The organism is Actinacidiphila yeochonensis CN732, assembly GCF_000745345.1.
GTDB lineage: Bacteria > Actinomycetota > Actinomycetes > Streptomycetales > Streptomycetaceae > Actinacidiphila > Actinacidiphila yeochonensis.
In genome coordinates this window covers 2355922-2368531 of the sequence record NZ_JQNR01000005.1, presented here as the reverse complement: position 1 = coordinate 2368531, position 12610 = coordinate 2355922, and the positions used below count along the sequence as shown (strand labels likewise).

The following is a 12610-nucleotide window of genomic DNA, read 5'->3' as shown; positions in this document are numbered from 1 at the left end:
TGGCCACGCCGCCCCGCCGGTCACTCGGCGGGGGGCTCGCCGGCGGCACCACCATACCGACCTGGGCAGGGCGGCGACTCGGGTCCGGCGGAACGCTGAGCACACCCAACCACGCCCCGGCCCCCGCCTGCCAAGTCAGGTGCGTTTCTGGTCCGATGGCGGCGTCTGGGGCAGAGTGGCGCAGATCACCGCGGCCAACGCGCCCCCCAGCAGGTACAGGTAGGGCCCCACCCCGGCGGCGAAGAGGAAGTCGCCCTCCGGGCGCGAGGTGCTCAGCAGGATCACGCACAGCAGCCAGACGGCCGCCGGCACCACCGTACCCAACCGGGTGCCGGTCAACTTGGCGCCGCCGAAGAAGAGCGCCACGCATCCGGCCAGCGCCAGCAGCACCCCGCCCGGCAGCCAGGCGCCCTGCACCAGTGCCCCGGCGACCGCCACCACGGCCCCCAGCACCCCGAGGCCGACGTAGCTCGTGACGCGCGCGCCCCGGGTCATCAGCGGGTTGGAGCCCATCGGCCGGTACAGCGGCTGGTTGCGCGACGAGGGGACGGGCCGGCTCATCGGTCGCCCTCCCCGTCCGGACCGGCAGCGGCGTCGGCGACGGCGGCCTCCGCGGCGTCCAGGCCCGCGAGCAGGTCGCCCGCGGGCAGCGGCCCGGCAGGAGGCCGGCCGTGCGCCAGCCGGTAGCACTCGACGGCGAGGAGCGGCTGGCCCAGGTCGTTGGAGAGGGCGAAGAACGGCCCGTCGACGGCGATCTGGGAGGCGTGCGCGCGCATGGCCGCGGTCTTGCGGTCCCTGTACGCGGTGCCGTCCACGGCCACGCTCACCAGGGAGTCGTCGACGACGCCGGGCAGGTCGGAGATGGCGGCGACGCCCTTGAACGGGACGTCGAGGCCGGCCGCGGTGAGCCGGTCGAAGCCCTCCTGGACCTTGGAGCGGGCCATGCACATCTCGTAGACCCGCGGCACCCGGTACCCGCGCTCGGCGGCCAGCTCCCAGCCCCGCATCGCCACCCGGTGGGCCTGGATGTGGTCGGGGTGGCCGTAGCCGCCGTCGGCGTCGTACGCGGCCAGGGCCTGCGGGCGGACCTCCAGGATGATGTCGGCGAGGTGGCCGGCCGCCTCGTCGAGGTCGGCCTGCCAGAAGCACGCCGGGTGGTCGTTCTGCGCCACACCCATCATCCCGGAGTCCCGGTAGCGGCCGGGGCCGCCCAGGAAGCGGTGGTCGGTGACACCGAGCTCGGCCATGGCCGCGGCCAGCTCGCCGATCCGGTGCCGTCCCAGGGTGTCGTCACGGTCGGACGCCAGGTGCGCGAGCTCGGGCGGGATGACCTCGCCCTCCTCGCCGAGCGTGCAGGTCACCAGGGTGACGTGCGCGCCCTCGGCGGCGTACTTGGCCATGGTGGCGCCGTTGTTGATCGTCTCGTCGTCCGGGTGCGCGTGGACGAAGAGCAGGCGCCGGTCAGGCAGGCTCCCGGGTGCTTCGGTCATACCAGGAAGCCTACGCGGCCCCGCCCGGCGGCCGGACGCGAGCACCGCGCCGGGGCGCGGCGGAAGCACGCCCCGGCCCGGGGCGGAGCACGGAGTGCGGGCCGCCGCGGACGGGGCTCCGGCCCGCGGCACCGGGCCCGGGCACCGCACCCCGGAGAGCGGGTGCGGCGGCCGGGCCCGCGGCCGCCGAAGGCGGCGGCCCGGTGCCGGGGCAGGGTGCGGGGCAGAGGCCCTGGTGGCGCTCCCGGCAGGGTGTGCCCCGCTCGCCGCCCTGGCACGGCCGTCCGCCGCGTTGCCGTACCGGCCGAGCAGGCCCGCTACGAGGCCGGTTCGGCGCCTTGCGGCTGACCGCGCCAGGACGCCTCGCTACCGGGCGAACCGTGCCGGTCGCGGCACTAGAGCTTGATGTTGGAGATGGTCTGAGCCACGTTGTGCGTCAGGTCCGTGATCTGCGGCGCCCACGACGAGCCGGCCAGGTAGAAGCCCAGAAGCGTGCACGCGATGGCGTGCCCGGGTTTCAGACCGGAGCGACGGATCAGCAGGACGACGATGATCAGCAGCAGCAGCACCGCCGAAATCGAAAGTGCCACAGCGGCTCACCTCCCAAGTACGCAGGGTCCGTCGAGTGCGGTCGGTCCGGCAGTCAGATGCCATCTGCTTATTACCCACCCACGGCTACGGATCATAACTTTCCGTCCCCCCGCATATGTCGGAGCACGGAAGCACACGGGGGCGCATGACCGGATCCAGCCACCCCACCGCCTCCGCCCGGCGCGCCGGGCGGTGACGGAGTACCAGGTCAGCGGCGTGCGACCGGAACCGGGCGTAATACAGGGGCGATTGTCGGCCCCACCCTCTAGGGTCGCGGGTATGACGTACCTCTCATTCCCGCGGCAGTACGCGAGGACGCAGCGGTTCTCCCTCGGTGCCCCGAGGGGCTTCGCTGTGGCGCCGGACGGCTCGCGGGTGGCGTTCGCCCGCTCCCGCCCGCCGGCGGTGGAGGACGGGGCCGCGGGGGCCGAGGAGGGCTCGGCCGGGGGCGGCCGGCAGGCGTTGTGGGTGCTCGATCTGCCCGGCGGGGGCGAGCGGTTGGCGGCGGACCCGGACGCCCTGCTGGGCGGGGCCGGGGAGGAGCTCTCGGCGGAGGAGCGGGCCCGGCGGGAGCGGAGCCGCGAGGGGTCGGCCGGCATCGTCGGCTTCGCGGTGGACGCGGCCGTACGGACGGCGGTGTTCGCCTTGTCGGGGCGGCTGTTCACGGTCGGCCTGGGGGCGCCGGAGAGCGCCGAGGAGAGCCCTGGGGCCGCCCCCGAGAGCGGCACGGAGGGCGCGGCCGGGGGCGCGGACCGTCGCGTGCCGGCCGGGGCCGTGCGTGAACTGGCCGTCCCCGGGCCCGTGGTGGACCCGCACCTCTCCCCCGACGGCCAGTGGGTCGCCTACGCCGCGGGGGGCGCGCTGCGGGTGGTGGGCGCGGACGGCGCGGAGGACCGCGCGCTGGCCGAGCCGGAGGGCGAGTCGGTGACGTGGGGCCTGGCCGAGTTCATCGCGGCCGAGGAGATGGGCCGCAGCCGGGGTTTCTGGTGGGCGCCGGACAGCAGCGCGCTGCTGGTCGCCCGGGTCGACGAGTCCGCGGTGCGGCGCTGGTGGATCGCCGAGCCGGCCCAGCCGGGCCGGGCGCCGGTCAGTGTGCCCTATCCGGCGGCCGGCACGGCCAACGCGGAGGTGACGCTCTTCCTGCTGGGCCTGGACGGCTCGCGCCGCGAAGTGGTCTGGGACGGGGCGGAGTTCCCGTATCTCGCGGCGGTGCACTGGTCGGCGGCCGGCCCGGCGGTGCTGCTGGTGCAGAACCGCGCGCAGCGCGCCCAGCGGTACCTCTCGGTGGACCCGGTCAGCGGCGGGACGGAGGTCCTCGCCGCCGAGGAAGATCGAATTTGGCTGGATCTCTTCCCCGGTGTGCCCGCCCTGACGCCCTCGGGTGAGCTGGTGCGGATCACCGACGAGGACGGCGTCCGGGTCCTGAAGGTGGGTGAGAGGTCGCTGACCGGACCGGAGTTGCAGGTGCGCGCGGTGCTGGACGCGAGCGGCCCGGACGTCCTCGTGGCGGCGGTCGCGGGCGAGGCGGCGGCCGCTCCGGAGATCGGCGAGGTGCACGTCTACCGGGTGGGTGCCGAGGGCGCGGCCCGGGTCTCCCCCGAGCCGGGGGTGCACACGGCGGTGCGGGCCGGGGAGTTGACGGTCCTCACCTCGCTGGCACTGGACCGGCCCGGCCCGATCACCCGGGTGCTGCGCGGCGGCGGGAAGGCCGCACGGATCGCCTCGTACACGGAGACCCCGTCGCTGACGGCCCGGCCGCGGCTGCTGGAGGCCGGCCCGTCGCGTATCCCCACCGCCGTCCTGCTGCCCACCGGTTGGAGCCGGTCGGACGGCCCGCTGCCGGTGCTGCTCGACCCGTACGGCGGCCCGCACGGCCAGCGGGTCTACGCCGCGCACAACCCGCACCTGGTCTCGCAGTGGTTCGCCGACCAGGGTTTCGCCGTGGTCGTCGCCGACGGCCGCGGCACCCCGGGCCGCTCGCCCGCCTGGGAGAAGGCGGTGGCGAACGACCTCGCGGCGGTCTCCCTGGCCGACCAGGTGGCGGCGCTGGACGCGGTGGCCGAGGAGTACCCGCTGGACCTGGGCCGGGTGGCGATCCGCGGCTGGTCCTACGGCGGCTACCTGGCCGCGCTCGCGGCGCTGCGCCGGCCGGACGTCTTCCACGCCGCGATCGTCGGCGCCCCCGTCACCGACCTGCGCCTCTACGACACGCACTACATGGAGCGCTACCTCGGCGACCCCACCGAGCAGCCGGCGGTCTACGAGGCCAACTCCCTGGTGGGCGACGCCGGGCTGGTCGGGGCGGCGCTGCCGCCGCGGCCGATGATGGTGATCCACGGCCTGGCCGACGACAACGTCCTCGTCGCCCACTCGCTGCGGCTGTCGAGCGCGCTGCTCGCGGCGGGCCGCCCGCACGAGGTGCTGCCGCTGTCGGGCGTCACCCACATGACCCCGCAGGAGCAGGTCGCGGAGAACCTGCTCCTGCTCCAGGTCGACTTCCTCAAGCGCGCGCTGTCCTCCCGCCCCCGCGCCTGACGCCCGTCCTCCGCCTCCCCCGCTCCCTCCCCGGACGGGTCAGCCGGCGGCCGGCGGTTCGGCAGGCGGCTGCGGCGGGGCCGGAGGCACGGTCGGCGGCACGGCCGGGCCGGGCGGGTACGCGGTGCCGGGATAGGGCGGCGCCCCCCGCGGCGGCTGCGGCGGCTGGGCCGGCTGCGGTGGCACCCCGGGCCCGTACCCGGCGGCCGGCCCCCAGCCCTGCCGAGGCCCCGGAGCGGGATGCCCGGCCGACCCGCCCCACGGCCGCGCCGGAAGGTTCGGCTGACCGGTGTCCCGCAGCCCGGCCACCACGAGCAGCAGCACTCCGAGCACGACCTCCAGGACCGTGAACGGCTGCTCCACCTTCACGTAGTCCGGCAGCCGGCCGAACGTGAAGAGCAGATGCTCCTCGTGCCAGTAGTCGAGCAGCACCCAGGCACCGAGCAGCATGCGCGCCCCGACGACCAGGCCCAGCACCCGGACGAGCGCGTCCCGGCGGAAGGCCGCGACCGCGCCGACCACCGCGAGGACCGCGGTCCACCAGGCCAGCCACCCGGACGGGGCGGCCAGCGGCGGGATCGGCAGCAGCCGGGCACCGAAGAGCGTCGCCCGGTAGTAGTGCGGGACGGGCACGACCTGCGATCCCCGGGCGATCCAGTAGCCCTGCCAGCCGACGGTTTCGAGGCAGCACAGCACGAGCAGCACCCCGGTGAGGACGGCCCACCCCGGGTGCGGCCGGACCGGCGCGGTCCGCGGCCCCGAACCGGGCTCGCCCTCCTCGGCCGGCTCCCGCCAGAGGAGGCCGATCGCCAGCAGCGCGATTCCGGCCAGGGCCCCGAAGAAGGACGTGGCCGCCAACCGCCCGTGCATCAGGTACTCCTCGCCCCGGTCCGAGGTGAGGATCCAGCAGCCCGGCAGCCTGACCACGGCGACCAGGAGCCCGGTTGTGACGAACGCCCCACGCGCACTGGAACGCCTGGCCGCCACCACCGACCCCACGAGCACCACCAGTACCAGGCCGTCCACCCAGGTGGTGAAGACTGGTCGGCTGTGCGGGTCGGTCACGTCGAAGTCGAGCCACCGCCCCAACATGTTGTGCAGGCTGGTGGACTTGATGTCGCGGAGGATCCAGGCGATCTCGACCGCGAGGAGAGCGAGGCTGAGGACGATGCCGGCGGTCCGGCCCGCGGGGGCGACGGTTGTGGCGGGAGTTCCGGCTGCGCCGGGTGTTCCCGCCGGGACTTCTGACGACTTCCCGGGATACCCGGCGTACGGCGGCATGGCGGCTCCCCCTCAGATCCGACGGACCCTCAGATATACCGGGCCGGGTCAGGGGGAACAATCGCTTCCCCGGTGTTCGGGGGGCGACTTGGGAGGACCTCGGGAGCGGCCGGTCGGGCCTGTTGAGGGGCCCGACCGGCCTACGGCACCCGCACGGCCGTACGTTGTTCAGACTGCCGGGTCCGTATATCGGAGCTGCGACGGAAAAGTTGCCTGCGTGTAAACGCGTTCTGCACCAGTACGGGTGACATGCCCGTTTCACCTGGCGGATGTCAAGCACGTACGGACGACAATCTGCAAAATCTTCGCTCAAGATGCCAAACAACAAGGTTTCTTCATACCTTCCCCCCTTGACTGGAAGTTGATTCCATTGCGAAAGTCCGCTCAACCCATGACGCACTTCAGGCGTCGCAAGCACGCTTTCGGTCCCCGGGGAAGTAACCAATGACGAGTCCAAGCCAGGCCGACGCCAACGGTGGCAGCCTCACCCTCGAACCTGAGGGTGGGCCCGACAAGGCGTCCACGGCGGGCGCCGGCGAACTGGCCGGGCGTACACCCGGACAGCTCGCATGGCTGCGCTTCAAGCGGGACAAGACGGGCATCGTCTGCGCCTGCGTCGTCCTCTTCTTCATCGTGATCTCCGTGGGTGCCCCGCTGATCGCGAAGCTCTACGGCAAGAACCCGACCGAGCTGTACGGCCAGGACACCCCCGGCCTGCTCAACCAGTACGGCCTGCCGATCAAGCCCAACGGCGGTGTCGACAGCCACTTCTGGTTCGGCCTGGAGCCGAACCTGGGGCGTGACGTCTTCACGCTGCTGCTGTACGGCATGCGCAACTCGCTGGCCATCGCCGCCGTGGTCACGATCCTGTCGGTCCTCGTCGGCGTGCTGTTCGGCATCACGCAGGGCTTCCTCGGCGGCCGCACCGACTTCTTCATGGGTCGGGTCTCCGACTTCCTGCTGTCCTTCCCGCAGCAGCTGTTCTTCATCGCCTTCTCCCCGGTGGCCATCGCGCTCTTCGTGAAGCCGGGCGACGCCGAGGGCTGGTGGGTCCGGCCGCTGGTGCTGATCGGCGTGCAGTTCATCCTGGGCTGGATGAGCATCGGCCGCCTGATCCGCGCCCAGGTACTCAGCCTGCGCGAGCGGGAGTTCATCGAGGCCGCGCGGATCAGCGGCGCCTCGTCCTGGCGGATCATCCGCAAGGAGCTGCTGCCCAACCTGGGAAGTACCATCCTGGTGCAGTCCACGCTTATGCTGCCGGTCTTCGTGACCGCTGAGGCGGGCCTGTCGTTCCTCGGCGTCGGCATGCTGCCGCCCACCCCCGACTGGGGCCTGCTGTTCCAGACCGGCGCCCAGAACTACCAGAACGACATCACCTTCATGTTCTTCCCCGGCATCGCGATGGTCCTCTTCGTCGTCGCGTTCAACCTGCTCGGGGACTCGGTCCGGGACGCGCTCGACCCGAAGACCCTCCGCTAACGCACCAGCACCACAACCAAGTTGTCCAGGTCGTCGTACCGGTCCGTATACCGACGGGCTGCCGGGGCGCCGGCATCGGTGGCAGTTCAGTCCAGTGACAGGCAGGATTTCATGCGATACAGCAAAGCTCGGGTGACGGCCGCCATGGCGGCTGTCGGGGCGCTTTCGCTGACCGCTGCGTGCAGCAGCGGCGGTGGCGGCACCGGCGGCGGCGGTACCGGCGGTACGGCCACGGCGGCGACCGCGACGGTCCCGAACTACGGTCTCGGCACTGCCGCCGACTCCACCGGTCCCGCTCCGGCCGTGGCCGGCGCCGCCAAGGGCGGCACCGTGTACGACCTGAACCAGGCCGGGTACGACTACCTCGACCCCGGTCAGCAGTACGTGAGCGACCAGCTCTCGATCTCGCCGCTCTACGCCCGTACCCTCACCGGGTACAAGATCGACCCGAAGACCGGCAAGACCATCCTCGTGGGCGACATGGCCACCGACACCGGCAAGGAGTCGGACGGCGGCAAGACCTGGACCTACACCCTCAAGGACGGGCTGAAGTTCCAGGACGGCACGCCGATCACCTCGAAGGACATCAAGTACAGCATCGAGCGGCTGTACGCGAGCTTCGAGACGCAGGGCCCGCAGTGGATCCAGAAGTGGCTGTACGGCCCGGACTACCGGAAGCTGTACACGGGTCCCTACGACGGCAAGGAGATCCCGGACAGCCTCCTGGCGACCCCTGACGACAAGACCATCGTCTTCCACTTCAAGGACCCGCACGCCGACGCCCCGTACGCGATGGCGATGCCGACCACGGCGCCGGTCGAGAAGTCCAAGGACACCAAGAGCTCGTACAACAACAACCCGGTCTCCTCGGGCCCCTACGAGATCGCCTCCTACAAGGCGGGCAAGTCGCTGGTCTTCAAGCGCAACCCGTACTGGGACCCGAAGACGGACCCGATCCGCAACGCCTACCCGGACTCGTGGAACTTCACCCTCGGCATCCAGCAGCCGAGCCTGTCGCAGCGCCTGATGGCCGGCGCCGGCAACGACAAGGACGCGCTGGACCTGTCGTACGTGGCCGACACGTCCGTGATGCAGCAGCTGGTGACCAACCCGGAGTACAAGAGCCGCGAGGTCAACGAGTACCAGCCGTACGTCGAGACCCTCGACATCAACACCAAGCGCATCAAGGACGTCCGCGTCCGCCAGGCGATCGCCTACGCCTTCCCGATGCAGCAGGTCCAGCAGGCGTACGGCGGCGCGCAGCAGGGTGACATGGGCACCACGCTGCTCAGCCCGACCATGGCCGGCTGGAAGAAGTACGACCCGTTCGGCAAGCTCACCGAGCCCGCCGGCAACGTCGAGAAGGCCAAGGAGCTGCTGAAGGAGGCCGGACAGCCGCACCCGAAGCTGGTGTTCCCGTACTCGAACACCACCCGGATGCAGACCGTCTCGCTGACCATCGCCAACGCGCTGGAGAAGGCCGGCTTCCAGGTCGTCCGCAAGCCGATCGACCCGACCTCCTACTACACGGTGGTCGGCAAGGTGAACAACCAGTTCGACATCTACCGCACCGGCTGGGGCTCCGACTGGCCGAACGCCTCCACCGTCGTCCCGCCGACGATGGACGGCCGCAACCTGCAGGACGGCACCAACAACTACTCCTTCCTGAACGACTCGCACATCAACAGCGAGATCGACCGCATCTCGAAGGAGTCGGACCTCAAGCAGCAGACCGCTGACTGGGAGGCGCTGTCCGAGTACTCGCTGAAGAACGACACCGCCCAGGTGCCCTTCCTCTTCGACAAGTACTTCAACGTCTACGGCGCCGGCCTCGGCGGCGTGACCTACAACTCGGTGACCGGCGTGATCAACGCCAACACCGTCTTCGTCAAGAAGTAGTTCGACATCCGGGCGGCCGGCCCCGGTACCCCCGGGGCCGGCCGCCCGGCTCTGACCGCGCGGCCCGCCCCTCCGCGCCCCACTCTGGAAGAGCCTCGCCGATGCTCCGTTTCCTCACACGCCGCGTGCTGGGCGCGATCGTGATCCTGCTGGTCATCAGCCTCGTCACCTATCTGCTGTTCTTCGTCCTTCCCTCGAACCCCGCCCAGCTGGCCTGTGGGAAGAACTGCTCGGACCCGACGATCCTCAGCCAGATCAAGGAGCGCATGGGGCTCAACCAGCCCATCCTTGAGCAGTACTGGAACTTCATGCGCGGCATCTTCGTCGGCCGCAAGATGCCCGACGGCCAGAACTGCCCGGCCCCCTGCTTCGGGTACTCCTTCGCCGACAACCAGCTGATCTGGCCGGAGCTGAAGGACCGCTACCCCACCACGCTGTCCCTGGCGGTCGGCGGCTCGGCCGCGTTCCTGATCATCGGTGTCGGCCTCGGCATGATGGCGGCATGGCAGCAGGGCAAGACGTTCGACCGCCTGGCCAGCTCCATCTCGCTGGTCGGCAACTCGGTCCAGATCTACTTCATCGGCCCGCTGGCGATCGCCCTCTTCGTCAACAACCTCGGCTGGCTGAAGATGGGAGCCGACCCCCAGTGGGGATCGCACCCCCTGGCCTCACTGAACGGGCTGATCCTGCCGTGCCTGGTGATGTCGGTGATCTTCTGGTCCAACTACAGCCGGCAGACCCGCTCGCTGCTGGTGGAGCAGCTCGGCGAGGACCACATCAGGACCGCCCGGGCCAAGGGCATGAGCTCGAAGTACGTCTTCTTCCGCTACGCCCTGCGCGGCGCGGCCGCCTCGATCGTCACCATCTTCGGCATCGACCTCGGCAGCGTCTTCGGCGGCGCCATCATCACCGAGGCGACCTTCAACCTGCACGGCCTCGGCATGCTGTCCGTGGAGGCCGTGCAGAAGCTGGACCTGCCGATGGAGATGTCCGTCATGCTCATCGGCGCGACCGCCATCGTGGTCTTCAACATCGTCGTCGACGCCGCGTACGCCCTCATCGACCCGCGGATCCGGCTCGCATGACCATGGCAGCCACCCCCCGCCACCAGCGCACCACCCGGTAGGAGAACCCGCCGTGACCATCATGACGAAGCCCGAGGCCGGGTCCGCGCCTCAGGACACCGAGCACTTCCTCTCGGTGCGTGACCTGCGTGTGCAGTTCGCCACCGAGGACGGCACTGTGAAGGCGGTGGACGGGCTCTCCTTCGACCTGGACCGGGGCAAGACCCTGGGCATCGTCGGTGAGTCCGGCTCCGGCAAGTCCGTCAGCAACATGGCCATCCTGGGCCTGCACAACCCCCGCAACACCACGATCACCGGCTCCATCCAGCTTGAGGGCCAGGAGATCGTGGGCGCCACGGACCGCAGCCTGCAGCGGTTGCGCGGCAACAAGATGTCGATGATCTTCCAGGACTCGCTGACCGCCCTGTCGCCGTACTACACGATCGGGCGGCAGATCGCCGAGCCGTACATGAAGCACACCGGCGCCTCGAAGAAGGCGGCGCGGGAGCGGGCCGTCGAGATGCTGGCCAGGGTCGGCATCCCGCAGCCGCAGACCCGGGTGGACGACTACCCGCACCAGTTCTCCGGCGGTATGCGGCAGCGCGCGATGATCGCCATGGCGCTGGTCTGCGACCCGGACCTGGTGATCGCGGACGAGCCGACCACCGCGCTGGACGTGACGGTGCAGGCGCAGATCCTGGACCTGCTCAAGGACCTCCAGCAGGAGACCGGCACGGCCATCATCCTGATCACCCACGACCTCGGCGTGATCGCGGACACCGCGGACGACGTGGTGGTGATGTACTCGGGCCGGGTCGTCGAGCGCGGCACCGTCCGGGACATCCTCAAGACCCCCGAGCACCCCTACGCGTGGGGGCTGCTGAGCTCGATCCCGCGGCTGTCGGCCTCGGTCGACGTCCCGCTGACGCCGATCCCGGGCACCCCGCCCAGCCTGCTGAACCCGCCGACCGGCTGCCCGTTCGAGGCGCGCTGCGCGTTCAGCGAGCACGTCTCCGGTGACCGCTGCGCGACCGAGCGGCCCCAGCTGGCGCCGGGTCGGGGCGCGGCCTGCCACCTCACGGCGGAGCAGAAGCAGACCCTTTTCGACGAGCACATCAAGCCGCGGCTGAGCTGACCAGGACCGAGGAACCAGCAATGAGTGAACAGCAGACCCTGGAGCAGGTGCCGGCCCCCCGTCCCTCCGGTGAGCGCATCCTGGAGGTCACCGGCCTCCAGAAGCACTTCCCGATCAACGGCGGCTTCCTGCTCAAGCGCAAGGTCGGGGCCGTGCGGGCCGTCGACGGGCTCGACTTCCACATCGACAAGGGCGAGTCGCTCGGCATGGTCGGCGAGTCCGGCTGCGGCAAGTCCACCACCGGCCGGCTGGTGACCCGGCTGCTGGAGCCGACCGGCGGCCGCGTCGCCTACGCCGGCCAGGACATCACGCACGCCTCCCGCAGGGAGCTGGCGCCGGTCCGGTCCGAGATCCAGATGATCTTCCAGGACCCGTACGCCTCGCTCAACCCGCGGCACACGGTCGGCACGATCATCTCCGGCCCGATGGAGGTCAACGGCATCAACCCGCCCGGGGGGCTCGAACGCCGGGTGCGGGAGCTGCTGGAGATCGTCGGCCTCAACCCGGAGCACTACAACCGCTTCCCGCACGAGTTCTCCGGCGGCCAGCGGCAGCGCATCGGGGTGGCCCGGGCGCTGGCGCTCAACCCGAAGCTGATCGTCGCCGACGAGCCGGTCTCCGCGCTGGACGTGTCGATCCAGGCGCAGGTGGTCAACCTGCTCCAGAAGGTGCAGCGGGAACTGGGCATCGCGTTCCTGTTCATCGCGCACGACCTGGCGATCGTCCGGCACTTCTCGCAGCGGGTGGCGGTGATGTACCTGGGCAAGATCGTGGAGATCGGCGACCGCGACTCGATCTACAACTCGCCGCGCCACCCGTACACGCACGCGCTGCTGTCGGCGGCGCCCGAGGCGGACCCGGACGACAACGGGCGCGAGCGCATCCGGCTGGCCGGCGACGTCCCGTCGCCGATCAACCCGCCGTCCGGCTGCCGCTTCCGCACCCGGTGCTGGAAGGCGCAGGACAAGTGCGCCGAGCAGGAGCCGCCGCTGATCCAGCTGGGCGGCAACAGCGAAGGCCACCTGACGGCGTGCCACTTCCCGGAGGAGCCGACGGTCGCGGGCCGCGGCGAGGACATCGTCCTCGACCCGGCGCTCGCCGCGATCGAGGAGACCGAGGACAAGAAGACCCTCTGA

General features: G+C 71.1%; 10 protein-coding genes. 6 read left to right on the top strand and 4 right to left on the bottom strand.

Going from position 1 to position 12610, the window contains the following annotated elements; translation table 11 throughout:
- Positions 1-135: 135 nt before the first annotated feature.
- The 3 genes from BS72_RS22015 to BS72_RS22005 form a co-directional block, all read right to left on the bottom strand.
- Positions 136-513, bottom strand: coding sequence for a DUF6113 family protein (locus BS72_RS22015; RefSeq protein WP_037917125.1), 378 nt, complete (start codon positions 511-513; stop codon positions 136-138).
- Positions 514-557: 44 nt separating this feature from the next.
- Complete coding sequence (gene mshB / locus BS72_RS22010; protein WP_051951414.1) at positions 558-1490, bottom strand: N-acetyl-1-D-myo-inositol-2-amino-2-deoxy-alpha-D-glucopyranoside deacetylase; 933 nt, start codon at positions 1488-1490, stop codon at positions 558-560.
- A gap of 395 nt (positions 1491-1885) precedes the next feature.
- Positions 1886-2080: a hypothetical protein gene (locus BS72_RS22005; protein ID WP_037912878.1), complete on the bottom strand. Its 195-nt coding sequence runs from the start codon at positions 2078-2080 to the stop codon at positions 1886-1888.
- A 280-nt stretch (positions 2081-2360) separates the two neighbouring features.
- On the opposite strand from BS72_RS22005, the gene BS72_RS22000 reads away from it, so the two are divergent.
- Positions 2361-4616 (top strand): S9 family peptidase, encoded by a 2256-nt coding sequence (locus tag BS72_RS22000; RefSeq protein WP_037912876.1) that lies wholly within the window; start codon positions 2361-2363, stop codon positions 4614-4616.
- Positions 4617-4655: 39 nt separating this feature from the next.
- Here BS72_RS22000 and BS72_RS39610 read toward each other — a convergent pair whose 3' ends face one another.
- On the bottom strand, positions 4656-5897 hold the full coding sequence (locus tag BS72_RS39610; protein ID WP_037912875.1) for a hypothetical protein: 1242 nt from the start codon (positions 5895-5897) through the stop codon (positions 4656-4658).
- A 444-nt stretch (positions 5898-6341) separates the two neighbouring features.
- Between BS72_RS39610 and BS72_RS21990 the strand changes: the two genes are divergently transcribed.
- The 5 genes from BS72_RS21990 to BS72_RS21970 all read left to right on the top strand — a co-directional run bounded on the left by BS72_RS21990 (position 6342) and on the right by BS72_RS21970 (position 12610).
- Positions 6342-7376, top strand: a complete 1035-nt coding sequence (locus BS72_RS21990) for an ABC transporter permease (RefSeq protein WP_037912874.1) — start codon at positions 6342-6344, stop codon at positions 7374-7376.
- A gap of 111 nt (positions 7377-7487) precedes the next feature.
- Complete coding sequence (locus tag BS72_RS21985) at positions 7488-9275, top strand: ABC transporter substrate-binding protein (RefSeq protein ID WP_051951412.1); 1788 nt, start codon at positions 7488-7490, stop codon at positions 9273-9275.
- Between the two features lie 101 nt (positions 9276-9376).
- Entirely contained in the window at positions 9377-10360 is a 984-nt protein-coding gene (locus tag BS72_RS21980; protein ID WP_037912871.1) for an ABC transporter permease, read from the top strand.
- Between the two features lie 52 nt (positions 10361-10412).
- Positions 10413-11474, top strand: a complete 1062-nt coding sequence (locus BS72_RS21975; RefSeq protein ID WP_037912868.1) for an ABC transporter ATP-binding protein — start codon at positions 10413-10415, stop codon at positions 11472-11474.
- Positions 11475-11494: 20 nt separating this feature from the next.
- Positions 11495-12610, top strand: a complete 1116-nt coding sequence (locus BS72_RS21970; RefSeq protein WP_037912867.1) for an ABC transporter ATP-binding protein — start codon at positions 11495-11497, stop codon at positions 12608-12610.